This window comes from Variovorax sp. H27-G14 (genome assembly GCF_046156345.1).
Lineage (GTDB): Bacteria > Pseudomonadota > Gammaproteobacteria > Burkholderiales > Burkholderiaceae_C > Variovorax.
On the sequence record NZ_JAYLVN010000029.1, the window covers coordinates 1 to 24,984 of the forward strand.

Annotated in this window: 21 protein-coding genes; 11 read left to right on the forward strand and 10 right to left on the reverse strand. The window is 68.0% G+C overall.

The window, feature by feature from the left end; genetic code table 11:
* Window positions 1-12: 12 nt before the first annotated feature.
* The 7 genes from VLK31_RS33725 to VLK31_RS33755 all read left to right on the forward strand — a co-directional run bounded on the left by VLK31_RS33725 (window position 13) and on the right by VLK31_RS33755 (window position 6,843).
* On the forward strand, window positions 13-939 hold the full coding sequence (locus tag VLK31_RS33725; protein WP_409172850.1) for a hypothetical protein: 927 nt from the start codon (window positions 13-15) through the stop codon (window positions 937-939).
* Window positions 940-1,295: 356 nt separating this feature from the next.
* Window positions 1,296-1,919, forward strand: coding sequence for a recombinase family protein (locus VLK31_RS33730; RefSeq protein WP_409172851.1), 624 nt, complete (start codon window positions 1,296-1,298; stop codon window positions 1,917-1,919).
* A 31-nt stretch (window positions 1,920-1,950) separates the two neighbouring features.
* Window positions 1,951-3,264, forward strand: coding sequence for a hemolysin family protein (locus VLK31_RS33735; protein WP_409172852.1), 1,314 nt, complete (start codon window positions 1,951-1,953; stop codon window positions 3,262-3,264).
* A gap of 11 nt (window positions 3,265-3,275) precedes the next feature.
* Entirely contained in the window at window positions 3,276-4,253 is a 978-nt protein-coding gene (locus VLK31_RS33740; RefSeq protein WP_409172853.1) for a protein kinase family protein, read from the forward strand.
* 58 nt (window positions 4,254-4,311) lie between these two features.
* On the forward strand, window positions 4,312-5,292 hold the full coding sequence (locus VLK31_RS33745) for a VWA domain-containing protein (RefSeq protein WP_409172854.1): 981 nt from the start codon (window positions 4,312-4,314) through the stop codon (window positions 5,290-5,292).
* A gap of 7 nt (window positions 5,293-5,299) precedes the next feature.
* Window positions 5,300-6,646 (forward strand): adenylosuccinate synthetase, encoded by a 1,347-nt coding sequence (locus VLK31_RS33750; protein ID WP_409172855.1) that lies wholly within the window; start codon window positions 5,300-5,302, stop codon window positions 6,644-6,646.
* Window positions 6,643-6,843 carry a hypothetical protein gene (locus tag VLK31_RS33755; RefSeq protein ID WP_409172856.1) on the forward strand — a complete coding sequence of 67 codons (201 nt, stop codon included), beginning with the start codon at window positions 6,643-6,645 and terminating at the stop codon, window positions 6,841-6,843. The genes VLK31_RS33750 and VLK31_RS33755 overlap by 4 nt, the downstream gene beginning before the upstream one ends.
* Before the next feature lie 29 nt (window positions 6,844-6,872).
* Here the strand turns inward: VLK31_RS33755 and VLK31_RS33760 are convergent, their stop codons facing one another.
* A complete protein-coding gene (locus VLK31_RS33760) occupies window positions 6,873-7,319 on the reverse strand; it encodes a DUF1801 domain-containing protein (RefSeq protein WP_409172857.1) in 447 nt (148 codons plus the stop codon).
* 180 nt (window positions 7,320-7,499) lie between these two features.
* Here VLK31_RS33760 and VLK31_RS33765 point away from each other — a divergent pair, with 180 nt between their 5' ends.
* The gene (locus VLK31_RS33765; protein WP_409172858.1) at window positions 7,500-8,741 is read left to right on the forward strand and encodes a GGDEF domain-containing protein; all 1,242 of its coding nucleotides are present in this window, start codon (window positions 7,500-7,502) and stop codon (window positions 8,739-8,741) included.
* Between the two features lie 19 nt (window positions 8,742-8,760).
* Here the strand turns inward: VLK31_RS33765 and VLK31_RS33770 are convergent, their stop codons facing one another.
* Window positions 8,761-10,677, reverse strand: coding sequence for a YadA family autotransporter adhesin (locus VLK31_RS33770; protein WP_409172859.1), 1,917 nt, complete (start codon window positions 10,675-10,677; stop codon window positions 8,761-8,763).
* Window positions 10,678-10,880: 203 nt separating this feature from the next.
* On the reverse strand, window positions 10,881-12,065 hold the full coding sequence (locus tag VLK31_RS33775; RefSeq protein ID WP_409172860.1) for a glycoside hydrolase 100 family protein: 1,185 nt from the start codon (window positions 12,063-12,065) through the stop codon (window positions 10,881-10,883).
* A gap of 152 nt (window positions 12,066-12,217) precedes the next feature.
* On the opposite strand from VLK31_RS33775, the gene VLK31_RS33780 reads away from it, so the two are divergent.
* Window positions 12,218-13,915, forward strand: coding sequence for a phospholipase D family protein (locus tag VLK31_RS33780; RefSeq protein WP_409172861.1), 1,698 nt, complete (start codon window positions 12,218-12,220; stop codon window positions 13,913-13,915).
* 32 nt (window positions 13,916-13,947) lie between these two features.
* On the opposite strand, the gene VLK31_RS33785 is transcribed toward VLK31_RS33780, so the two are convergent.
* Window positions 13,948-15,852 carry a GspE/PulE family protein gene (locus VLK31_RS33785; RefSeq protein WP_409172862.1) on the reverse strand — a complete coding sequence of 635 codons (1,905 nt, stop codon included), beginning with the start codon at window positions 15,850-15,852 and terminating at the stop codon, window positions 13,948-13,950.
* 337 nt (window positions 15,853-16,189) lie between these two features.
* Between VLK31_RS33785 and VLK31_RS33790 the strand changes: the two genes are divergently transcribed.
* On the forward strand, window positions 16,190-17,245 hold the full coding sequence (locus VLK31_RS33790; RefSeq protein ID WP_409172863.1) for an NAD(P)-dependent alcohol dehydrogenase: 1,056 nt from the start codon (window positions 16,190-16,192) through the stop codon (window positions 17,243-17,245).
* Between the two features lie 36 nt (window positions 17,246-17,281).
* Here the strand turns inward: VLK31_RS33790 and VLK31_RS33795 are convergent, their stop codons facing one another.
* On the reverse strand, window positions 17,282-18,751 hold the full coding sequence (locus VLK31_RS33795) for a PLP-dependent aminotransferase family protein (protein WP_409172864.1): 1,470 nt from the start codon (window positions 18,749-18,751) through the stop codon (window positions 17,282-17,284).
* Window positions 18,752-18,834: 83 nt separating this feature from the next.
* Here VLK31_RS33795 and VLK31_RS33800 point away from each other — a divergent pair, with 83 nt between their 5' ends.
* A complete protein-coding gene (locus VLK31_RS33800; RefSeq protein WP_409172865.1) occupies window positions 18,835-19,491 on the forward strand; it encodes a pyridoxamine 5'-phosphate oxidase family protein in 657 nt (218 codons plus the stop codon).
* 60 nt (window positions 19,492-19,551) lie between these two features.
* On the opposite strand, the gene VLK31_RS33805 is transcribed toward VLK31_RS33800, so the two are convergent.
* The 5 genes from VLK31_RS33805 to VLK31_RS33825 form a co-directional block, all read right to left on the reverse strand.
* Window positions 19,552-19,962 (reverse strand): PepSY domain-containing protein, encoded by a 411-nt coding sequence (locus tag VLK31_RS33805; protein ID WP_409172866.1) that lies wholly within the window; start codon window positions 19,960-19,962, stop codon window positions 19,552-19,554.
* Window positions 19,926-20,720: a PepSY-associated TM helix domain-containing protein gene (locus VLK31_RS33810; RefSeq protein WP_409172867.1), complete on the reverse strand. Its 795-nt coding sequence runs from the start codon at window positions 20,718-20,720 to the stop codon at window positions 19,926-19,928. The genes VLK31_RS33805 and VLK31_RS33810 overlap by 37 nt, the downstream gene beginning before the upstream one ends.
* An 11-nt stretch (window positions 20,721-20,731) precedes the next feature.
* Window positions 20,732-23,200, reverse strand: coding sequence for a TonB-dependent siderophore receptor (locus VLK31_RS33815; protein WP_409172868.1), 2,469 nt, complete (start codon window positions 23,198-23,200; stop codon window positions 20,732-20,734).
* A gap of 160 nt (window positions 23,201-23,360) precedes the next feature.
* Complete coding sequence (locus VLK31_RS33820) at window positions 23,361-24,440, reverse strand: FecR domain-containing protein (protein ID WP_409172869.1); 1,080 nt, start codon at window positions 24,438-24,440, stop codon at window positions 23,361-23,363.
* Window positions 24,421-24,942 (reverse strand): sigma-70 family RNA polymerase sigma factor, encoded by a 522-nt coding sequence (locus VLK31_RS33825; protein ID WP_409172870.1) that lies wholly within the window; start codon window positions 24,940-24,942, stop codon window positions 24,421-24,423. The genes VLK31_RS33820 and VLK31_RS33825 overlap by 20 nt, the downstream gene beginning before the upstream one ends.
* Window positions 24,943-24,984: the final 42 nt, after the last annotated feature.

Below are 24,984 nucleotides of genomic sequence, written 5' to 3' on the forward strand. Positions count from 1 at the left end.
GAAGGCCGCTGAGTGCGTGCGGCGGGGTCTTCTGCTCATATTCGCTCCAGTCTTCACAGGCGAGGTCCTCGCCAGCAGGAGCAGTTTCCACACTTATCGGCTTGTTCAGATTTCCGGGGCCAGCTCTATGGCGAGTTCGTCAAGGTCGCGGACAAGTTCAACAAATACGATCCGAAGTACTTCGGCACCTACAAGTCGCACGTGTCCGGTGATATCGACACCGACACCTACACCGACAAGCGCGCCAGCTTTCTCAATACGTCATTCGTGCGCTACGGCGTGCCATTGGCGATTGGCCTGGCTATCTGGGGCGGATGGAAGTCGTGGGCGTTCTTTCACCCTGAGGCTGTGAAGCCGAAGCCCGGCAGTGTGTCTGTTGCGCAGGCCGGTCCTCCTGTGCAGACCGCTTCTGCCGCGCCGGTGGCGCCGCCAAGCGCGCAAAAGCCTTTGATCGGTACGACACCCCCACCGGACGCTAAAACGCCTCAGGAGCGTTATTTTTCGGATCTGGGCGCGAAGGGGAGGGTTCGCCTTTCCGGATTGCTCCTGGCGAACGGTCGAGTTGCCGCCGGCGTTGTTGAGTGGGTGGACGGTGGTGCGCGTGTCATAGAGCGCATCGGGCTCGACACGATGCGCCAGCTCGGTGTGTCCGTCGAGGTGATCGGGCCAGCTGTTGTTCTCAGGCTCGGTGAGTGGAACACGTTGGCCACGATGTGGCCTGTTGAAGCAGAGGGCAAGGTATCGGAGTATCGACAGGCTGTGATCCGTGGGTCCGCCGACCATGTCGAGGGTGTTGCTCCTTCGGGGCTATCGCTTATCGATTCTGGGAAATCATCTGGTGGTGTCGCGCCTGTCGGGGCGCCTGTCGGGGCGCCTGGTGACAATCCTGCGTCGCGCGTGCAGCCTGGATCAAAGTGGTCTTTTCAGGCGGGCGCTTAGCGGTGTTTGGCCGGGCCCTGCCATATGGGCCTTGCCTTGGCTGCGGCGCATTTCGTTTCCGGCAGCGTCAATCCGCTCTTATGTCGGGCAGGTTGGCTGTATTCGCCGCGCGGTTCCTTGCTGGCATGCGTGTGTCTCGAGTGCCGCGTTGGGCGTCTAGTACCCCGTCGCGGACTGCCAAGCGGATCACGAAATACATCACCGCTAGCCCTAATAGCGTGCCGATGATCGATAGGGCAATCCCGCCGATGGCCCATGCTGCCAGGGTGCGTTCAATGTCAGTCGCTGCTCGCATCTTGCTCCTCCGGTAAAGTTGTGCAAACTAATTGTTACATGTTCTTTAAGGAGGCAGGTCTGTGCTGATTGGTTATGCAAGGGTTTCTACTAGTGAGCAGGAAACGCATCTTCAGATGGATGCCTTGCGTGCTGCTGGTGTTGGTCGTGTGTTCGCGGAAAAGGGTAGTTCAGTTGGGCCTCGCCCTGAGCTGCGTAGGGCGCTCGCGAGCATGGCTCACGGAGATGTGCTTGTGGTTTGGAAGCTGGACCGCCTTTCTCGCGGTCTTATTGATCTTCTCGCGTTGATTGATCAACTGAAGGTTAGCGGTTGTGGTTTTCGGTCTTTGACTGAGCCGATTGATACGACGAACCCGCTTGGCGTCTTCATGCTTCAGGTGCTTGGCGCGGTTGCTCAGTTGGAGCGTTCGCTTATTCGTCAGCGGGCCGTTGCGGGCCAGGTGGCTGCTTATGACCGTGGCGTGCGTTGGGGCGGTCAGCCTCGTGCTTTATCTGACGATGATTCTCTCGAACTGGTGCGTTGCAAGCGCACTGGGTTTTTCACAAACGCTTTGCTGTCTGAGATATTTGGTTGCTCGATGTCTACCGTGTATCGGACCTGGTGGCACGCGGCCAACCCTGGAGGGCTGCGGTCACGAGTGCGAGCACTCCCTGTGCTCGGCTCTTATGTGTCACCAATGAAGTAAAGTGACATTCCCTCATTCTCTCCCTCAGTTCATGGATGTCTTGCTCCTGGCTTTGCTGACCACGCTCAACGCGGCGTTCGCAATGTCCGAAATGGCCCTTTCAACCAGCCGCCGCGCACGCCTCGCGGCCTTGGCCGAAACGGGAGACACCGGCGCGGTGGCCGCGCTGAAGCTGATGGAGTCGCCCACGCAGTTTCTTTCCACCGTGCAGATCGGCATCACCTCCATCGGCATGCTGAGCGGCATCGTCGGTGAGGCCGCCTTTGCCGCGCCGCTGGCGGTGTGGATGGAGTCGGTGGGCATGGGCGCGGGCACCGCCAGCATCGTGTCGACCGCCTGCGTGGTCACCTGCATCACCTTCTTCACCATCATCTTCGGCGAGCTGGTGCCCAAGCGCATCGGCCAGCTCTACCCCGAGCCGGTGGCGCTCTGGGTGTCGCGCCCCATGCGCGCGCTGGCCAAGGGCGCCAAGCCTTTCGTGTGGTTGCTGGCCGGGGCCACGGCCACCATGCTGAAGCTGCTGCGCATCGACGCCAACGCAGCGCGCCACGTCACAGAAGAAGAAATCTCAGCCAGCCTTGAAGAAGGCGTGGACGCCGGCGTCATCGAGCAGCATGAGCACCAGATGGTGCGCAACGTGTTTCACCTGGATGACAGGCGCCTGTCGTCGCTGATGATTCCGCGCGCCGACATCGAATGGCTCGACGCCTCGTTCACCGTGACCCAGGCGTTGCAGCAGGTGGCCGACGCGGCCGGGCTGAACCTGGTGCATTCGTGGTACCCGGTGTGCCGCAACTCGCTGGACGACGTGGTCGGCGTGATCAGCGTGGCGCACCTGCTGCGCCTGGGCTCGGCCCACGTCGGCGCGCTCGGCCGTGAGGCCACGCCCGCCGTGTTCGTGCCCGAGACCCTCACCGGCATGGAGCTGCTCGAGCAGTTCCGCGAACGCGCGGGCCGCCTGGTGTTCGTGGTCGACGAATACGGCGTGGTGCAAGGCCTGATGACCCCGCGCGACCTGCTCGAAGCCATCACCGGCGAGCTGCAGCCCGGCATGCAGACCGACGCCTGGGCCCGCGAGCGGCCCGATGGCGTGTGGGAGCTCGACGGGCTCATGCCCGTGTCGGAGCTGCGCGCGCGCCTGGGCATTCGCGAGCTGCCCGAGGAAGATCGCGGTCGCTACAACACCGTGGCCGGCTTGCTGATGTCGGTGTCGGGCCACTTGCCCGAGGTGGGCGAGCTGATCGACTGCGCCGGCTGGTGCTTCGAGATTGCCGCGCTCGAAGGCCGCCGCATCGACCGCGTGCTGGCATCGCCCGACCCGCAGGCGCACCTGAAAAACGACTAGGGCACAGGCCGATGCTGTCACTGCTCGCACTCAGCTGCCCCCAATGTTCCGCGCCGCTGCCGCGTGCCGCGCGATGGCGCACCGTCAACTGCAGCTACTGCGGCGCCACCATCGTGCGCGGCACCGAGACCGTGGAGCGCGAGAGCTTTCGCGCCGCGCTGCGCCGGGCCAATGCAGATGTGCCGGGCGGGCGCATCCTTGCCTGGCGCGGCGCGCGCTACCGCGTGCTGGCGCCGCTGGCCACCGGGGAACACAGCGAGGTGCTGCTGGCCGAACGGCTCGGCGCGCTGCCTGAGCGCGTCACCTTGAAGCTGGCGCGCGACTCGGCGGCCCACAGCGTGCTGCTGCGCGAAGCCGCCGTGCTGCAGGCCTTGCAAGAGCTGTCGGTGTCCGGCGCGGCGTATTTCACAAGGCGGCTGCCGCAGCCGCTGGGCACGGGCATGGCCGAGGGGCTGGGCGACGGTGCGCGACAGGCTCTGGTGCTGCGCTACCCGACCGGTTTCTGGGGCAGCCTGCAAGACGTGCAGCAAGCCAGCCCGGGTGGCATCGACCCGCGCCACGCCGTGTGGCTGTGGCGCCGCATGCTCGAGGTGCTGGCCTTTGTGCACGGCGCCGGCTGGACGCACCGCAACCTGTCGCCCGCGCATGCGCTCGTGCATCCGCGCGACCACGGTGTGCTGCTCATCGGCTGGTCGCGCGCGCAGCACGCCACCGGCTCGGCGCACGCCGCCGCGGTGGTGCGCGACCTGATGCAGTCGGCCTGGACGGTGCGTGCCGTGCTGCATGGCGACAGCGCCGGCGATCCTGGCGTTGGCGCGCACACCCCCGCACCGCTGGCCGCCTTGCTGCGCCAATGCAGCGAAGACGCCGCCGCCTGTGCGCGCCTGGGCGCGCAGGGCATCGAACAAGCGCTGTCCGTCGCGTCGCGCGAGGCCTTCGGGCCATCGAAGTTCGTTCACTTCGACCCCGCGCCGCACGCGGGCATCTGAACCAGCCTGAACGGGCTTGAACGGGCTTGAACCCACACAGTCACCAAGGAGGATATTCATGGGCTACGGAAATTACTCGCACGCCGCGCACACCGCGCTGATTGCCGACCGCGCCGCCAAGCCGGGCGCCGAGGTCTTCACGCAACGTTCCACGCACCCGCTGATGAACCCGCACGGCCTGAAGGTGCGTGAGTCGCGCGACAACGCCGACCACCCCAACTCGCTGGGCATCGTCTTCGCGCTGGACGTCACCGGCTCCATGGGCGACATTCCGCAAACGCTGGCGCGCCGCGAGCTGCCCAACTTCATGAAGCTGCTGACCGACTGCGGCGTGGCAGACCCGCAGCTCATGTTCATGGCCATCGGCGACGCCAACTCCGACGGCGCGCCGCTGCAGGTCGGCCAGTTCGAGTCGACCGCCAACCTCATGGACCAATGGCTCACCTGGAGCTACCTCGAAGGCGGTGGCGGCGGCAGCGGCGAAGAAAGCTACGAGCTGGCCTTCTACGTGATGGCGCAGCACACCGACATGGACTGCTGGGTCAAGCGCAAGAAGCGCGGCTACCTGTTCGTCACCGGCGACGAGCTGCCGTACCCAGCCGTCTCGCGCCACCAGATCGAAGGCCTCATCGGCGAAAAGCTCGACGAGGACATTCCCATCGAAGAGGTCATTGCCGCCGCGGCCGAAACCACGAACCTGTTCTTTCTGATTCCCGACGCCCAGCGCCGCCGCCGCTGCGAGGGCCGCTGGCGCGAGCTGCTGGGCGATCACGTCATCTGCATGGACTCGCCCGACGACGCCTGCGCCGTGGCCGCCGGCATCGTCGCCCTCACAGAAAAGGCCGTGCCCAGCCTGGAGGCGCTGGCCGCTGTGATGAGCGGCACCGGCATGGCCAAGGAACGCGTGGGCGGCGTGCTGCATGCGTTGGATGCGTACGCCGCACTGCTCGACCCGACCGCGCCGCGCCGCGCGCCACCGGCCGTGGCCACCGCGGCGGGCAACCCGCGCTCGTCGTGGTGGAAGCGGCTTTTCGGCTGATGGCCGAGTGAGTGCCGCCACGCCAGCCACGCGCTACGTCTCGCTGCTGGGGCTGGGCTTCGGCGACTGCGGCAAGGGGCTCTTCACCGACCACCTGTGCGGCGCTTTGCAGGCCCACACCGTGGTGCGCTTCAACGGCGGTGCGCAGGCGGGGCACAACGTGGTGCTGGCCGACGGGCGGCACCACACCTTCTCTCAATTTGGCGCCGGCAGTTTTCATGCAGGCGTGGGCACAGTGCTGGCCAGCCCGGTGGTGGTGCACCCCACGGCATTGCGGGTCGAAGAGGCCGTGTTGCGACAGGCGGGCGTGCACCATGCCTTCTCGCGCCTGCTGATCGACGCGCGCTGCCGCGTGACCACGCCCTTTCACCAGGCCGCGGGCCGGCTGCGCGAATGGGCGCGCGGGGAGGGCGCACATGGCACTTGCGGCGTGGGCGTGGGCGAGACGGTGCGGCATGCACTTGCCGCGCCCGACCACGCGCTGCATTACGGCGACCTGCTGCATCCGGCCCGCGCGCTCGACAAGCTCGAAGCCTCGCGCGCGATGCTGCTGCAAGCGTTCACCAGCGCATCGTTCTCGCAAGCCGACGCCGTGCAGGAACTCGCCGTGCTGCAGGACGACTCGATGGCCCGGCGCTGGTTCGATGCCGCGGCCCCCTGCGTGGCGCAGTCGCCTCCCGCCAGCACGGACCGCATCGCCGAGCGGCTTTCGCGCCCGGGCACCGTGGTGTTCGAAGGCGCGCAAGGCGTGCTACTCGACGAGTGGCGTGGGTTTCATCCGCACACCACCTGGAGCACCATCTCGACCGCCGCCGTCGAGGCCGTGCTGCGTGAGCTGGGCATCGGCGCCGGCGTGCAGCACCTGGGCGTGCTGCGCAGCTACCTCACCCGCCACGGCTCGGGCCCGTTGCCCACGCACGACCGCGCGCTCGACGCGCGGCTGGCCGAGCCGCACAACGCGGACGAAGGCTGGCAGGGCGTGTTCCGACGCGGGCATCCCGATGCGGTGTTGCTGCGCTATGCACTGGATGCGGTCGGCGCGCTCGACGGCCTGGTCGTGAGCCATCTCGATGCCGTCGAAGGCACGGGCTTGCGCTGGTGCTCGGGCTATCGCGATGCCGATGGTTCGCGCCTGACCTCGCTGCCGTTGAGCCGAACGCCGGACCTCGAGCATCAGCACGCGCTGACCCAACAGCTGCACAGCGCCCAGCCGCTGTACGACCCCGGCACCATCGGCACCGCACAAGAATGGATCGAGCGTGTCGAGGCCCTCAGTGGCCTTGCGGTGCACTACGGCGCCTTCGGCCCGACCCGCGACACGGTGCGCGTGCCGCGGCCGCTCGAAAGATCTTGAAAGACCTTGGGGCCTGGAACATTCCCCTGACCGCCGGCGCCTCCCTCATCGCCCACGCGGCGCTGCTGTTGTTCGTCTTCAACCGCTGGCGGCTTACGGCCTTGTGGGTGTGGAGTTCGGCGATCTGCCTGGTGTTTGGCAGGGTGCACGGCGGGGTGCACCTGCTCGGTGCGGTGCAGGTCTGGCCCGATCTTTGAACGCTTCGCTGGCCCGGCTCCCGGGCGCCTCAGGCCTTTGTTTTCTTCGCGACCTTTGCAACCTTTGCTACCCTCCCCGCCGCTGACTTGCCCGCGCTGTTGAGCGCAATCGCCTCACGCACCAGCGCCTTGAAAGCCGATGCGTCGACCGCATGACCTTCAGCGATGTCGATCGCGCGGCGTGTGTTGCCGTCGAGGCTGGCGTTGAAAAGCTGCGTCGGGTCTTTCAGCGAAGCGCCCTTGGCAAAGGTGAGCTTCACCACCTTCTTGTAAGACTCGCCGGTGCACACGATGCCGTCGTGCGACCACACGGGCGTGCCCATCCACTTCCATTCCTCCACGACGTCGGGGTCCGCTTCTTTCACCAGCTTGCGCATTTTGGCCAGCGTGTCGCCGCGCCAGTCGCCGAGGTCGGCAATTTTTTGCGAGATGAGCTCCGAGGCCGGAAGGTCTTCGCTCGCGCCTGACTTTTTCATGTTTGCGTCCTTGAGGTTTCGCAAGATCGTCACGCCGGATGTCGGCGGCGATGTTAGGCGCACGTTCAGGGGCCCGCAAGCCGAGGCGCCCGGTCTCTGCGCCGCCGCATGCGTTGCCTAGAATGCGGCTCCCCCCGCTTTTCGCCGCCACGCGCTCCCCGCCCGCGCCCCCCCGCCGCCATGCAACTCGACGTCCCTTCGCTCATGCTGCCGCTGGGGTTGGGCTACCTGTTGTTCGCATGGCAGCTGGTGCTGGTGCGTCGCCGGCTGGCGGCCGACCGCGCCCTGGCGTTGTGGACCAAGGGCTGCCTGTTTCTGCTGGCGGGCATGGTGGCGCTGCTGTCGCGGCTGCTGTTGCCCGAATGGGTGGCCGTGTTGCTGGGCAACCCGCTGGTGCTATGCGGCATGCTGTATTTCAATCAGGCGGTCTACGTGTTCGTGGGCAAGGGGCCCGTGCCGAAATGGGTCACGGGCATGGTGGTGGCGGCCGTGCTGGCCACGCCGGTGCTTCTGGCCTGGCCGATCAGCACGCGCTCGATGGTGTTTTCGGTCGTGCTGATGTTGATGGCCGGCGCACCGGCGGTGCATGTGTTTCGCCATGCCTGGCATGCCGAGAGCACCATGCGCGCCGTCGGGCTGACCATGCTGATGCTGAGCCTCGCGCACGCGGCGCGCGCCGTGCAGGCAGGCTTGGTGCCGGATCAGTACCTCAACTTCTTTCAGTCGAGCATGGGGCAGGGCATCGTCGTTCTGCTGGCGTTCCTGGCCCTGCTGGGCAGCGGTGTCGGCTTTGTGATGGCCTCGCTGGAGCGCACGGCCAAGAGCATGGAATTTCTGGCCAGCCACGACGCGCTCACGGGTTGCCTGAACCGACGCAGCTTCGACCCGTTGTGCGAGCACGAGGTAGCGCGCAGCCGGCGCAGCGGCGAGCCGCTGGCTTTGCTGGTGCTGGACCTGGACCATTTCAAACAGGTCAACGACCTGCACGGCCACCGCTGCGGCGACCTCGTGTTGCAGGGGTTTGCGCAGCGCGTGCAGAGCCGGCTGCGCTCGGGCGACGTGTTCGCCCGGCTGGGCGGCGAGGAGTTTGCGGTGCTGCTGCCCCACACCGACCTGGCCGGCGCGCTGGGCGTGGCCAATTACTTGTGCAGCGCCGTCGCAAGCAACCCCGTGCCGCTGCCCGACGACCAGTTGCTGGCCCTTACCGTGTCGGTGGGCCTGGCGATGCTGACGCCGCACGGCGGCCAAGCGGCGCCGCTCGCGCAGCGCCAGCGGGCTACCACGGCCGCGCACATTTCGCCGGAGCTGCTGTACATGCGCGCGGACCAGGCGCTCTACCAGGCCAAGCGGCAAGGGCGCAACCAGGTGGTGGTGTGGCAGGCGGAGGCCGTGTCGGCCAGGGGCGCAGCCGTGTCCGCATGAAGCGCAGGCGCGGGGCCGCTCACCATGCGTACCCTGCCTGCAACCGTGCCGCGATGCGGCTGTTGCTTCCACTGCTGGTGGCCGTCGAAACGCCTACGCCCAGGTTCAGGTTGTCGTTGACCTGGTAGCCGAAGGCAAACCCCACGGCCGATGCACCCGCGTAGTTGCCGACCGCCGCGCCCATCCATTTTTTCCCCGCAGGCAGGTTCGGCATGGATGGCATCGCCAATGCCGCGGCAACGCCCTGTGCCGCAAATGCGTTCGACTGCTGTGTCGCAATGCCCACCGCTTGTTGCAGTTGGTTGACGTTGACCGCATCGGTGCCCAGCACACCCGGGGCAACATTCGCGATGCCGCGCAACTGGCCGGTGGTGGCATTGCCGACCGACACGGTGTTGTCACGCTCCGCCACGGAGCCCTGCCCCAGCGCAACCGAGTTGGTGCCGCTGGCCAGCGTGTTGGCTCCCAGCGCGACGGCGTTGTTGCCGGTGGCCACCGCGTTGTTGCCGACGGCGGTGGTGGGGTCGGCCAGCGCCCGGGCGCCGGCGCCGATGGCCACCGAGCCCGCGTGGTCGGCCTGCGCACCGTTGCCAATGGCCACCGTGTTCTCGCCGTTGGCCTGCGCGTTGGTGCCCATCGACGTGCTGCCCGCACCGCTCGCCCCGGCCCCCGGACCGCACGCCACGGCCCCGCCCGCGCCCACGGCGCACACGCCGCTGCTGAGCGCCTGGTTCATCAACGCCTGCAGCGCGGTGACCTGCTGCACGGTGAAGTTGTGGGCCGTGGTGACAGCGGCCTGCTGGGCCTCCTGTACTTGGCCGACATTGGCGGCGTCGGTCGTCGCCTGGCCCGCGCTCACGTTGCCGATGGTGGTGCCGGCGCCGCCGTTGGCGTTTAGCTGCAGCGACGTGCCGCCCGCGCTGTATTGCGCCGAGTTCTGCGCCAGGCCCAGTGCGGAGTTGGCCGTGGTCTGCGCCGTGGTCGCAACGGTCGCCGCCGTGTTGGCCGTGGTTTGCGCCGCCGTGGCGGTCGTCGAGGCGGTGTTCGCGGCGGTCTGTGCCGCCAGGGCGGTGGTTGATGCTGTATTGGCGGTCTGCTGCACGGTGTACAGCTGAGCGCCGTTGACGGCGTCGGTGCTCGCGGCGCTTACCGCGCCGGCGCTCACGTTGACCAGGCCGCGCGTCTGGCCCGCGGAACCGAAGGACACGGTGTTTGCCGCGCTGGCCACCGAGTTCGCGCCAATGGCCACGCTGCCCGTTGCACCGCTCGCAACTCGGCTGCCCGAGCCCAGCGCGACGCTGCCTGAGGCCAGCGCGGCCGCGCCCGCAGAACCGTTGTTGGCACCACCGATGGCGGTGCTCCCATTGCCCGACGCCACCGCGCCCTGGCTGCTGCCCGAGGCACTGCCGATGGCGACAGCGGCATCGCCGGAAGCCTGCGCGCCGCTGCCGCCGGCCTGGCCGGTCGAACCACAGCAGCGGTCACTGCCCGTGCCGCCCGCACCGAGCGCGATGGCACCACTCGAGGTGGCCTGCGCGCCAAGCCCGCCCGCGCCACCGACGCCACCCGCACTTCCCGCGCCGCCGCTGCCGCCGCTGCCCACGGCGGTCGCGCCACCGGCGCTTGCTCTGGCACCTGCACCGCCGGTGCCGCCGGTGCCGCCGGAATTCGCCGTGCCGCCGGAGCCGCCACCCCCGACAGCGGTGGCGCCACCGGCGTTGGCGCTGGCGCCTGCGCCACCGGCGCCGCCGGCGCCGCCAGAACCCGCCGCGCCGCCGTCGCCGCCCGCACCCGACGCGGTGGCTCCGTCGCCCGAGACCGCCGCTGCGCTGCCGCCGGCGCCTCCGGCGCCGCCCGCGATGCCGATGCCCGCAGTGCCTGCATCACCGCTCGCCGACCCGGCAGCATGGGCGCCTGCGATGCCGAACAAAGCCATCGCTGAAAGGCACCGAAGCACGTGATGCAATTTTTTGGCGCGTGTGGCTTTGTTGGGCGCGCCTTCGGGATGGGTTGAGATGGGCATTTTTTGACCTGTGAAAACGGGAAGACAAACGCGGGCGAGTGTGTCTTTTTGCTTTCATCAGAGCCATCCCCGAGAACTGGTAGATGCGCTTTGCCGATGCGCAAAGGGGGCTGCAGCTAACAGGCGCCAGCGTCCCCCTCCAACGCCCGCCTTGCCAGCAGAAACGTCGCCGCATTCCAGCTCTGCCCGGCCATCCCCATCGGCGCCAGCGTGCGCCCATGGAACCACTCGGTGAAGCGCCAGTCGTGCAGCGCGTTCGCCTGCGCAAGGCGCGCAAGCTCCGGCCAGCCCTGGGCATGCAGCCCCAGCTTGGCCAGTGCCATCACCCAGAACCCGCCGACGAACGGCCAGATGCCGCCGTTGTGGTACTGGTGCACGATGTTCTGCTGATGCCTGCCCATGTACGCCCGCCATAGCGGGTGCTGCTGCGACAGCGGGTGCAGCACCACGCGCACTGGCCAGGGGTCGCACGCGCGTGCCTCGTTGATGGTCTGCACGATGCGGTGCGCCATGGCCGCATCGGCCAGCCCGCTTTGTATGGCCAGCACGTTGCCGAACACGTCCCCCTCGTCGCCCACGAAAGCGAAGTTGACGAAGCTCAGGTACAGGCCAGGGTCGCGCCGCCCGCGCCGCGCGTAGTGGCGCAGCAGCCGGGCGCGGTGGTACTCCGGCAGGTCGCGCTGGAACGGGTTGAACAGGTGGTTGAAGTGATGCAGCGTGTCGTTGGCATGGTCGAGCGCAAATCGGCGCTTCACGTCGTACCACAGCGCGTTGCTGTACAGCACGTAGCCCGAGCGCGGCATGATGTCCGCCCAGTCGCTGGCCTCGTTCTGCTGCAGCAGCCGAAAGTGCTGGTGCTCCTGCGCGTGCAGCCACTGAATGGCGCGTGCCACTTCCTCGTGCCAGTGCGTGGGCCCGACCTTGCCGTGCCGGCGCACATGGTCGACCGCAATCAGCCACCACAGGGTGGCGTCGATGCAGCCCAGGTACCAGAAGTCGGCGTCCTGCCCCTCGGGGTCGACGTACTTGGGAATCTGCCCGTTGGCAGCCTGCTGCGCGGCCAGCGCATCGAGGCTGGCCACCGCGCCTTGCTCCAGCGCGCGCACGCCGCTGCCGCACATGGCCATCACGCAGATGGCCGCGTCGCGCCCGAAGATGCGCGTGTAGCGCCGCGCCACGGCGGCCTCGGTGCGGCTGGCGGCCAGGATGCCGTGCGGCGTGAGGTTGCTTTCGAGCAGGTCAAGGCAGGCCTGGGTGCAGGCGTCGATGTGGGCGAGCGTGGAGGGGTCGAGAAGTGTCATGAGGTGTCTATGTTCGCGCAGCGGCAGGCCGTTGCCGGAACTTGCTTTGGCACGTCGGGTATCTGATTGTCTGATCTCAGAATCAAACCGCATACTCTGCGCCGGACCCTTCCGCAGCGGGAGGGCGTGGCAACCGAACCGGGAGCAGACACATGGCGACCGCAGGCTGGATCGAACTGAGGCGAGTGCTGCGTGGGGCGTTCGGGCTGCACCTCTCGCTCTTTCTCTCGCGCTCTCTTTCGCGCTCTCTCACGTTTTCTTTGACGCTCGCGCTCACGGTGCTCATGAGCGCCTGCGCCAGCCTGCCGCCGCAGCTGCCCGTGCCGCCCGTCGGCGCGATCACCGATTTCTCGGCCACGCCGTTGGCCGCCATCACGCAGAAGGTGCTGCCGCCGGACGACCGCTCGGGCTTCCGCCTGCTGCCGTACGGCCCGACCTCCTTCGTCACCCGCGTGGAACTTGCCCGGCTGGCCACGCGCAGCCTCGACGTGCAGTACTACCTGCTGGCCGGCGACAACACCGGGCGCGCGCTGATGCGGGCCCTGCGCGACGCGGCGCAGCGCGGCGTTCGCGTGCGCTTGCTGGTCGACGACCTTTACACCACCGGTGAAGACACACTGCTGCTCGCGCTGGCCAGCTACCCCAACGTGCAGGTGCGCCTGTTCAACCCGTTTCCGGGCGGCCGCGGCAGCGAGGTGACGCGCTTCATCCGCTCGGGGCTCGACTTTTCGCGCGTCAACCGGCGCATGCACAACAAGCTCTTCGTGGCCGACAACGCAGCGGCCGTCGCGGGCGGGCGAAACATGGCCGACGAGTACGTGATGAATGCCGCCGGCAGCAACTTCGTCGACATGGACGTCTTTGCGGCCGGCCCGGTGGTACGCGACCTGTCGGACGAGTTCGACCACTACTGGAACAGCGAGGTCGTGTACCCCGTGGGCCGCATTGCCAGCAGCGCCCTGACGGTGGCGCAACTGCGGCAAGACTTCGAGCAGCGCACCGCGGCGGCGACACCGCCGCAGGCACCGCGCATTCCGGCTGACGGCAAGGTCGAGGACCCCAGCCCCGGCGAACCGACGGCATTGCCGCTGGACATGGTGCCCATGATGAATCTGCCGTTCGAGCTGGCCGAGCACCGGCTCAGCCCCTTGCTGTGGGCGCATGCGCGCGTGCTGTACGACCCGCTCAGCAAGACCGAAGGACTGAACCAGCGCGAGAACTCGCTCAAGGGCACGGTGACGGAAGGCGTCATTCGCTGGTTTCGCACGGCGCGCAGCAACATCAAGATGGTGTCGCCGTACTTCGTGCCGTCCGACGCGTCGGTGGAGAGCCTGGCGCAGGCGCAGGCCGCGGGGGTGAGCGTGGCGGTGCTCACCAACTCGCTGGCCTCGACCGACGAGCCGTGGGTTTACGTGGGCTACTGGCCGCACATCCATGAGCTGCTGAAGGCCGGCGTGTCCATTTACGAGCTGAGCCCCACCTTGAGCGTGAAGCGCGGCAAGCTCGGCATCTTCGGCCACCGCACGGGCGCGCTGCACATGAAGAACGGCATCGTGGACCACCAGCAGGTGTTTCTCGGCTCGATGAACCTCGACCCCCGCTCGGCAAGGCTCAACACCGAGCTGGGCCTGATCATCGACAGCCCCGAGATGGCACTGCAGCTCGAAGGCTTCGCGGACGCGGGCAGCTCCTACCGGCTGCGGCTGGACGCCAGTGGCCGCGGCGTCGAATGGGTAGAGCAGGACGCCGACGGCAAGGAAACCGCCTATGACGTGCCACCCGAAACCACGGCGTGGCAGCGCCTCAAGCTGAGGCTGATGGCGCCGTTCATTCCGGTGGACGAGCTGTAGCGCCCGGCGGGTCTGGCCGCCGGGCTACCCCGTCACACGTTGCTGGTCGCGCGCACTTCCTCGATGCTCGTGTGCCCGGCCAGCACCTTCTCGATGCCGTCCTGGCGCAGGGTGCGCATGCCTTCCTGCAGCGCGGCCTGTTGCAGTTCTTCGGCGCGGGCGCCGGTCTGCACCAGGCGGCGCAGCGTCTTGGACATCACCATCAGCTCGTGGATGCCCACGCGGCCCTTGAAGCCCGTGTTGCCGCAGTGCTTGCAGCCGGTGCTGGCGTGGCTGTGCAGCTTGCCGTCGTGGCCATAGCGCTGCATCCAGTCTTCGTACACCGACCTGCGCTGTGCCGCGGGGTGCTCCTGCGGACCGAAGGCGTGCATGTAGTCGTCCAGCAACTCCTCGACCACCTCGGTGCGCGCGGGCGTGGTGGTGGTGCAGCGCGAGCACAGGCGGCGCACCAGGCGCTGGGCCAGCACCGCGAGCAACGCGTCGGCAAAGTTGAACGGGTCCATGCCCATGTCCAGCAGCCGGGTGATGGTCTCGGGCGCGCTGTTGGTGTGCAGGGTCGACAGCACCAGGTGGCCGGTGAGCGAGGCTTCGATGGCCGTCTTCGCGGTTTCGCCGTCGCGAATTTCGCCGACCATGATCACGTCGGGGTCCGCGCGCACAAAGGCCCGCAGCGCCTTGGCAAATGTCCAGTCGATGCGCGGGTTCACCTGCACCTGGCGCAGGCCGGTCTGCGTGATTTCGACCGGGTCTTCGGCCGTCCAGATCTTTCGCTCGGGCGTGTTGATCTGCATCAGCGCCGAGTGCAGCGTGGTGGTCTTGCCCGAGCCCGTGGGGCCCACGCACAGCACCATGCCGTAGGGCCGCTCGACCGCCTTGGTCAACTGCGCCAAGTTGTTGGGCGACAGGCCCAGCTGGGCCATGGGAATCGGCTTGGCCGAGGCCAGGATCCGCATCACCACGTCTTCCAGGCCGTTGTTGGTGGGAATGGTGGCCACGCGCAGCTCGATGCGGTGCTGCGGCGAGTATTTGGCAAAGTTGATCTTGCCGTCCTGCGGATTGCGCTTTTCGCTGATGTCCAGGTCGCACATGATCTTGATGCGCGCGACGATCGCGCTGCGGTAGCTCGGGGGCAGCTCCAAGTAGGTGTAGAGCAGTCCGTCACGCCGGAAGCGGATGCGCGTTTTTTCCTGGCCGGGGTAGCTCTCGATGTGGATGTCCGAGGCGCCTTCGCGGTGCGCCTCCAGAATCATGCTGTTGATCATGCGCACCAGCGAGTTGTCCGACTGCTCGATGGGGGCTTCGGTGGTGGGCGCGGCGGGGCCTTCGCGCTCCAGCGTCTGCAGCAGCTCGGTGGTGCCGGCCATGTCGAACTCGATGGGGCGCATCGGGTCGAGGTTGGCGGCAAACACGCCCCCCGCGCCCCCGGCCGCCGCGTCGCCGATCTTCTCGTAGGCGGTGTGCAGCACGCTGTCCAGGTCCAGGCATTGGCCGATCACCGGAATGACCTTGGCCTGCGCAATGAACTCCACCTCGTCCAGCGCGGAATGCCGGCTGATCGGGTCGTCGATGGCCACGATGAGGCGGCCCTCGTGCAGCATCAGCGGCATGACCTGCAGGCGCCGCGCCACGCTGTGACCCACCTTGCGCAGCGCCTCGGCCGACGCGGGAAACACCTGCAGGTTGACCAGCGGATAGCCCATCTTGCGCACCAGCGCCGTCTGCAACTGGCCCTGGGTGACGATGCCCATGCGCACCAGCGTCTCGCCCAGCGGCACCTTGGGGTCGCGCTGCTGCTGCGCCAGCCCGGCGCGCAACTGGTCCTGGGTGATCATGCCCAGCGAGGTGAGGGCCTCGCCGATCCGGGCGATCGGCATGCGGCTCTGCGCCGCGATGGCGGCCAGCAAGGGTTCGGGCATGACGATTTCATTGGGGGACATCGGCTTTTCTCCTGTCTGCATGTCTTGACGGCTCGAGGGTAGCGCACTGGATCGGCGGCGCGCCCCGTGCTGCATCGTAGGGCGCGGCAGTCGAACGTGCCACCCCGTAGAGACGCTGGCGTACGCAAGTTCTAAGGGCTGCGCAGGCCGCGGCAATGTGCTCGCCAGTCGCACGGCGCCGCGTCGTTGGCGCGACAGCCGTGCGGGCCGTGGGGACAAGCGCGTGCCGTGCATGGCGTGGCAGCCCGCATCGCTGAAGATGGTGCAGTGCAACCCCGGCCAACCCGCCCAACGACGGGCCATTGGCCGACCTTCAAAACACCAGATTTCCCACACCATGACCCTCACTCACGCCTACGCGGCCAAGTCCGCCACCACGCCCCTGGCGCCCTTCAGCTTCGAGCGCCGCGCACCCGCCGCGCGCGACGTGGCCATCGACATCCTGTATTGCGGCGTGTGCCACTCCGACCTGCACACCGCGCGCAGCGAATGGGGCCCGGCCGCCTACCCCTGCGTGCCGGGCCACGAAATCGTCGGGCGCGTGCGCGCGGTCGGCAGCGAGGTGTCCAGGTTCAAGGCAGGCGACCTGGTGGGCGTGGGCTGCATGGTCGACAGCTGCCAGCATTGCCAGCCCTGCAAGGACGGCCTGGAGCAGTACTGCGACAACGGCATGACCGGCACCTACGACAGCCAGGAACAGGTGTCGCGCGCCAACACGCTGGGCGGCTATTCGGACCACATCGTGGTGTTCGAGAAGTTCGTGCTGAAGATCTCGCACGACGAGAAGCAGCTGGCCGCCGTGGCGCCGCTGCTGTGCGCCGGCATCACCACCTATTCACCGCTGCGTCAGTGGAAGGTGGGCCCGGGCTCCAAGGTGGGCGTGGTCGGCCTGGGCGGGCTGGGCCACATGGGCGTGAAGATTGCCGCGGCCATGGGCGCGCACGTGGTGCTGTTCACCACCTCGCCCGGCAAGGCCGAGGACGCCAAGCGCCTGGGCGCCAAGGAGGTCGTGGTGTCCAGAAACGAAGACGAGATGGCCGCCCACCGCAACAGCTTCGACGTGATCATCAACACCGTGGCGGTCTCGCACAACCTCGACCCCTTCGTGCAACTGCTCAAGCTCGACGGCACGCTGGTGCTGGTCGGCGCGCCGGGCACGCCGCATCCGTCGCCGGGCGTGTTCGGCCTGATCACCAAGCGCCGCCGCATCGCGGGCTCGATGATCGGCGGCATTGCCGAGACGCAGGAAATGCTCGACTTCTGCGCCGCGCACGGCATCGTGTCGGACATCGAGACCATCGCCATGCCGAAGATCAACGAGGCCTACGAACGCATGCTCAAGAGCGATGTGAAGTACCGTTTTGTGATCGACATGGCAACGGTTGCGGCCTGAACAGCGGGGCGCGGAGCCCCTTTGCTGAACAGACCCTCATGCGGCGGCCTCGCTGCGAATGACATGCGCCAGCTGTTTGACCAGTGAGCCCATCTTGTCGACCGGCACCTGCGCGTAACCCAGCAGAAAGCCGCGCCAGGGTTGGGTGCGCAAGCCGACGGCATGCTGGCTCAACGCGGGGGCCGCGATGCCCCGGTCGAGCAGCCTGGCGCTCATGCGCACATCGTCCAGCGCGTGGTCTTTCAGGCGCAGCGCCAGGTGCATGCCGGCCGTGCTGCCGTGCACATCCGCCACGTCGCACAACTGCGCTTCCAGTTCGGCGACGAGTGCATCGCGGCGCTGGCGGTAGAGGCGCCGCATGCGCCGCAGGTGCAGGCTGAATTGGCCGCTGCGAATGAATTCCGCCAGTGCAAGCTGGTCTGCCTGACGCCCACGCGGCGCGGTTCGCGCCAGCAGTTGCGCCAGCGACGGCGCCAGGCATGCGGGGACCACCATGAAGCCGATGCGCAGCGCCGGAAACAGCGTCTTGCTGAAGGTGCCCAGGTAGATCACCGGGGCATCCGCCGCCAAGCCTTGCATGCATGACAACGGTGGGCCTTCGTGGCGGAACTCGCTGTCGTAGTCGTCCTCGATGATCAACGCTCCGGCCCGGCGCGCATGGTCGATGAGCGCGAGGCGCCTCTCCAGGCTGAGCACGCTGCCCACCGGGTACTGGTGCGAAGGCGTGACATAGATGAGCCTGGGCCTGTGGCGCAGCCAGTCATTGGCCGTAGGGGCCATGCCCTGCGCATCGACCAGGATGCCGATGGGTTTGAGCTTGGCGCCGCCGAACGCAGCCACCGCGCCCTGGTAGCCCGGGTTCTCCAGCCACACCTTGTCGCCTGCATCGGCAAAGGCGCGGGCACACAGGTCCAGGCTGTTCTGCGTGCCGTCTGTGATGAACACCTGCTCGCTGTCTGTCAGGGCGCCGCGCGCTACGCGCAAGTGGTCGGCGATGGCGGTGCGCAGCGCGTGCTCTCCCCTGGGGTCGGCGTAGTTGAGCTGGGCCGGCTTCAAGGAGCGCCATGCCCTGTCCAGCAAACGCCGCCACAGCGTCACCGGAAAATCTCCGAGTGACGGCACACCGGGCGCAAACGCACCGGGCATGTCGAAGTTCGGCAAGGCCGGCAGGGTGCGCGCGCGGCGCGACAAGCCCGAGCGCAAAGACAGCCCGGCACCGGGCGCTGTCGCCGGTGTCTGCAAGCTGACGATCGACGCCACCACGCTGCCGCGCCGGCTGGCAACGAGAAAGCCCTCCGTGGCCAACTGCTCGTAGGCATACAGGGCCGTGTTGCGTGCCATGCCCAGTTCATTGGCCAGCGTGCGGCTGGCGGGCAAGCGGGTGCCACCGGTCAGGGTGCCGTCGCGAATGCTCCGGCGCAGGCACTCGTGCAACTGCCGCTGCTGCGACCACTTCGCGTGCGCCGGGTCTGCCTGGAACGTGGAGAACAACAGCCGAAAGTCCATTCTGTGGCTCTAGAAAATATGCGGTGCCTGGATCTTATTGAAGAACCACATATCGCCTAGATTGCGCTCCCCAACCACTCTCGATGGAAACAGATTCCGTGAACGATGCCATTGCCAAGCCCGCGACCGACCGCACCCGCGTAAGACGCATTGCCGAGAACGCGCGCTATGACCGCGCGACCCTGCACGCCATCGTCGATGCGGCCTATCTGTGCCATGTGGCGTTTGCGGACGACGCAGGCACGCACTGCATTCCGACGGCTTGCTGGCGTGAGCAAGACCATCTCTACATCCACGGCTCCAACGGGGGTCGCCTGATCAAGCTGCTGCAAAAAGGAACGCAGGCTTGCGTCACGATCACGCACCTGGACGGCCTGGTGCTTGCGCGTTCGGCCTTCAACCATTCGATGAACTACCGCTCGGCGGTGGTCTACGGCAGCTTCGAGGCCGTGCACGACAAGCGCGGTGCCATGGCTGCCTTCATGGAGCACATCGCGGTGGGCCGACAAGCCGAGATCCGCGCCGGCAACGCCAAGGAGTTTGCGGCCACCACGGTCATGCGCATTGCGCTGAACGAGGCGGCTTGCAAGGTGCGCAGCGGGCCGCCCGTGGACGACGAAGCAGACCTGCAGCACCCCGTCTGGGCAGGCGTGCTGCCATTGGTGGCTGGCCGCGCACCGCCCATCCCCGATGCGCGCTGCAGCGAAGCGCCGCCAGGGTATGTGAAACAGTGGGTGTGATCGACATGTCGACGGTGGCGCAGTAACCACCCGGCGCACCACCCGGCTCACGACCCCGGCTCACGACCCCGGCTCACGGCCCGAGACCCTGGGCTTGTGCTGCCCCCGGCGCGCCAGCCACAGGTACAGCCCGCTGCTGAGCAGCACGATGGCCACGCCGTCGAGCAGCGCCCAGATGATCTTGAGCGGCAGCCCACCGTAGTCGCCGAAGTGCAGCGGGCGCGACAGCTGCAGGGCCGTCAGGTACCAGGGCGGCGGGGGCAGCAGCACGAGCGCGCCGGTTCTCGCGTCCACCAGCGCCGGTGTGAACAGCCGCGAGGTCACGGGCGTCTGGCCGATGGCCCACACCAGGTAGTGGTGAGGGCTGCCCAGTTCGCCGTCGGGGAAGCGCACGCTGCGAATGCGCATGTCCGGCATCGCCTGCAACACGGCTGTCACCGCGGCCTGCGCCGAGGCGAGTTGTGTGGGCATCGGCTGCCCGTAGTAGGGCCGCAGTGCATCGGCAAGGGCCGCAGTGCATCGGCAAGGGCCGTCTCGCGCCAGCGGTCGTACAGCGGATCGGCCACCTCGTTCATGGCGCCCGTGGCACCGACCACCAGCACCCACGCCAGCGTCGTGATGCCGAGCAGGTTGTGGATGTCCAGCCAGCGTATGCGGGCACCGCGTTGCCGGCGCACGGTTCCGAAGTCGAGGTTGCGCAGGTACGGGCTGTAGAGCACCGCGCCCGAGACGCTCGCAAGCAGCACCAGCAAGGCCATGGCGCCCAAGAACAGCTCGCCCGGCAGGCCCAGCAGCAGGTCTTTGTGCAGCCGCAGCAGCACGCCGGTCAGCGTGGGCCGTCCGGGGGCGGCCTGCGATGCGGCCGGTAGCATGCGGCCTGTGTGCGCGTCGAACTTCAGCACGTGGTTGAGCTTGCGGTCCGCGAGGTAGGTGGGCGCGAGCGCGATCCACATCTCGGGGCGGTCGTCTTCCAGGCTGATCCAGCGCACGGTCTGGCCCGGGTACAGCCCCGAGGGGCCGCGCGCCGCGTCCACCATCGCGTCCAGGTCGGCCTGGCCGGCCTGCGCGGGCGGTGCGGCCTTGCCCGCGGAGGCGCTGGCCCAGTCGGCCAGCTCGTCGCGGAACACGAGCGGCAGGCCGGTCAGGCACAGCACCAGCAGAAACACCGTGCAGACCAGGCTGCTCCACCGGTGGACCCATTGCCAACGCCGAAGGCGCCGTGCGTGCATGGCGCGCGCGCTCAGAAGTCGAAGGTGGCCGACAGCTGGATGCTGCGTGGCGAGCTCTGCACCAGGTAGCCGTCGATGGCCGAGGCCCAGTAGCTTTTGTTCAGCAGGTTCTGGATGTTCAGCCGCAGCGTGGTCGGCACGCCCGACCAGCTCGTGCGGTAGCGCGCCCCGACGTCATAGCGCGTCCAGCGTGGAATGGACTGCGCATTGAGGGTGTCGACGTACTGCGAGGCGGTGTGAATGGCGCGGCCCGACAGCGTGAGGCCCGGGGCCTGGGGCACATCCCACTCGGCGCCGAGGTTCAGTTGCACCTTGGGCGCGCCCGTGACCTGCCGGCCGTCGTTGGTGCCGCCCGCGGTGCGGGTCTGCTTGGCATCGACCAGCGCCAGGCCGCCGAGCAGCCGCACGCCCGTCGCAAGCTCGCCAAAGCTGTTGAGCTCGATGCCGCGCGTGCGCTGCTCGCCGTCCACCGAATACACGCGCGTGGTCGCGTTGGCCAGGCCGTTGGGCGTCTTGAGCTGGTACACGCCCAAGGTGGTGGCGATACCGCCAAAGTCGACCTTCACGCCGGCCTCGTACTGCTTGGAGACGTAGGGCGCGAAGATCTGGCCCGCGTTGACGGAGCCCGCGGTGGCCGTCGGACCCTGTTGCAGACCCTCGATGTAGTTGGCATACACCGAGACCCTCTCGCTCGCCCTCACCACCAGGCCCACGCCGGGCGTGGTGGCCGACTTGTCGTAGCTGGACGACGTGGCGCCCGTGGTCGCGCTGTAGTTGGCCGACTTCACTTTCTGCTGGCGCACGCCCAGCGTGAGCTGCACCCGGTCTTGCAGCACCGACAGCGTGTCCGCCACGGCCACGCCCGAGATGTCGGCCGAGCCGGTCTGCGGCACGGCGTCGGGCCCGCGCAGCCCCGCGATGCCCGGTTGGCCGATGAACACCGGCGCATAGATGTTGGTGCTGGTCTGCGCCAAAGTGTTCAGCAGAATGCCGTTGCGCACGCGCAGCGTGGAGGCCGTGACCGTCCAGCGGTGCTGCACCGGCCCGGTGTCGAAGCGCCCGCGAATGCCGGCTTCTGCCGTCGTGCTGTTGCGGTAGAGCGGCCAGTACACCTGGTTCTGCAAGAGCTTGCCGGCCGACGACTGCAGCTGCGAGTTGGAGAACAGCTGCGACTCTTCGAAGCGTGAGCCACCGGCCGCGGCAAAGACGGTGAGGCCGGGCGTGATGTCGAACTCGCCGCGCAGCGCCACGGTGCGTGAATTGACGTTGTCATAGGACCAGGGCTGCTGCCAGTTGCGCCCGGAACGCGGTGGCGCGGGCAGCGCGAAACCGGGTGCCACGAAAGTGGTGCGTGAGGGCGAGTCGCTGTCGTTGCGCCGCGCGCCCAGGTCGGCGGACAGGCGCAGGCGGTCGCCGCGGTAGTCGAGCGCCAGCGCGCCCATGGCCACTCGTTTTTTCTGGCGGTCGGTGGCGGTGTCGCCGTCGCTGTAGACGCCGTTGAAGCGAATGCCGAAGCGGTTGTCCTGGCCAAAGCGGCGCCCCACGTCGGCCTGCACGCCCCATTGCGCATCCGACACATAGCCCGTGCTCAGCCGCGTGAGCGGTGCGTCGCCCGCGCGCTTGGGCACCTGGTTGATGCTGCCACCCACCCCGCCGACCGGACCAAGGCCGTTCAGCAGTGCGTTGGCGCCCGAGAGCAATTCGATGCGCTCGAGCGACTCGACCCCGGGCGACATCAGCCCATAGAGCCCGCCGTAGGCCGCGTCCAGCGCCTTGACCTTGTTGCCGCGCACCACAAAGTCGGTCATGGCGTCGTTGCCGGGGTAGATGGCTCGAAACGACGGGTTGTTGTCCGCGATGTCGGCAACGGAGCGGGTCTGCTGGTCGCGCATCACCTGCGCCGTGTAGGTGATGAGGTTGAACGGCGTGTCCATGAAGTTGCGGTCTCCCAGCAGTCCGACCCGGCCGCCGCGCGCGACCTGGCCGCCCGCATAGGGCTGGGGCAGGTCGCCGGGCACGGCCGAGTCGGCGGTCACCGTCACGGGGGGCAACACGGCGTCGCTCTGCGAGGCCGGCGGCGCGCCGGCGGTGTTCTTGCGCAGGGTGTACTCGCCGTTCGCATCCCGCAGGGCCTCCAGGCCGGTGCCGGCCAGCAGCGAGCGCAGCGCGTCGTTCACGCTCAGGGTGCCGCTCACTCCAGGGCTGCGCAGGCCGTTGGTCAGCTCCGCGTTGACCGCGATCTGCGCGCCGGCCTGGCGCCCGAACCGGCTCAGGGCCTGGTCGAGCGTGCCCGCGGGAACGTCGAAGCTGCGGCGTTGCTCACCTGACGGCATCGCTCCTTGCGCGAAGGCCGGCCCGCTGGCCAGGCCGCCCACCGTGCCGAGCGCGACGCACAACAGGGCCAGCGCCACGGGCGACAACTGATACCGCCCGCCCGTGGCGGATGACTGTGGAAAAGACCGAGTGCGAACGACCGCCATGTTGCAGATTCCTCTTGCTGTTGCTTGTGTTGGACAGTGGCTTGGCAAGCACGCACAAAGAGTCGTTCCGCCTGGCTTCTGCATGCAAAGCCGCACGAGACCGAAAAAACTGCCGGTTTTCTGTGTAAAGCCGCTGTGAGTGCGTCAGTGCCTCAGCACGTCAGCGCGCCGACACGGTGACCCAGTAGCGCGTCAGGCGCGTCACCTTGACCGGCAGGCGCCGCGCCAGCGACTCGAGGATTCGCTCGGTCGGGTCGCTCCCGTCCAGCGGCCAGGCGCCGGTGATGCGCAGGCCCGCCACCTCCGGCGAGCACCGCAGCCGGCCGGGTCGGTAGCGGTCGAGTTCCGCGATGAACCGGCCCAGCGGCATGCCTTCGGCGGTGAGCGTGCCGTCGGTCCACGACTGGCTCGCCTCCTGCAGCGCTTCGGGTGTGTCGACGTGGTGGCGCGTGAAGCGGGCCTGCCGGCCGGCGCGCACCAGCGTGGGCGGTGCAGGGTTGGGGTTGCCATTCGCGGTGCGGATCTCCACCGCGCCTTCGCTCACCCCCAGGGCGGTGAAGCCCAGCGAGTCGTCGGCGGGCTCGTCACGGCGCACCGTGAAGCGCGTGCCGACGGGCGTGAGGCTGCCGTCGCGCGTGCTCACCACGAAGGGCCGACGGGCCGCATCGCGCGCCGTCGCGACCATGATTTCTCCGCGGTGCAGAACGAGCCGGCGCTCGCGCGCGTCGAAGCGCACGTCGAGCGCGGTGCCGGTGTTCATCAGCACCGTGCTGCCGTCGGAGAGCACCATGCTGCGGCGCTCGCCGGTGGCGGTGCGCATGTCGGCCCAGGCGCCCGCGAACTGGCTGCGCCAGGGGAACTGGTCTTGCACAAGGTAGAGCGCGGTGCCACCGGTGCCGACCCACATCAGCGTCTTCAGCGTGCGCCGGCGCGCCGACACCGTGGCCGCGCGGCCCAGGGTGGCCCGCGTGACGGCCGGCTCCACGCTGGCCGAGCTGCCGCGCAACTGCTGGCCCATGGCCTGCAGACGCTGCCAGGCGTGGGCATGGTCGGGGTGAGCGGCATGCCAGCGCGCGAATGCCGACGGGTCTTGCGCGTCGCCAAGGCCGGAGGCCCGCTGCACATACCAGCCGATGGCCTGCTCCACGATGGCCTCAGGCAGCACCTCTCCAGTGTCTGGCGGTGACGGAAACTGCGCGCTCACCTGCAAGGCCCGCGCTTCAGCGGGCCGTTGGCGCATAAAGCGCCTTGTAGCAGTGCGCCATGGCGCGAACCATGGCCTTCTGCACCACGTTGACGGTAGTGCCCAGCCGTTCGGCAATCTGCGGATAGGTCAGCCCGTCGAGCTGCGACAGCAGAAAGGCTTCGCGCACCTGCGCGGGCAGGCCGTCGAGCAGGCGGGCAATTTCCTCAAGCGTTTCAAGAATGAGGCAGCGCTCCTCGGGGGACGGCGCCAGCGCCATGGGCCGGGCGGCGAGGGTGTCGAGCCAGGCCTGTTCGAGCGCATGGCGGCGCCAGTGGCTCGCGAGCAGGCCGCCGGCAATGGTGGTCAGGTACGCGCGGGGTTCGCGGATGTCCTCGCTGGCGTTCTTGCCCAGCACGCGAACGAAGGTGTCATGTGCCAGGTCGGCAGCGTCGAAGCTGTTGCCCATCTTGCGGCGCAACCATCCCTGCAACCAGCCATGGTGTTCGGCGTAGAGGGACTCGACCGGATGAGGGGACGCAAGGGACGGGGAATTCACGATCCGCGCACGGCCGAACGGGCGCTCGACAGTCTAAATAAG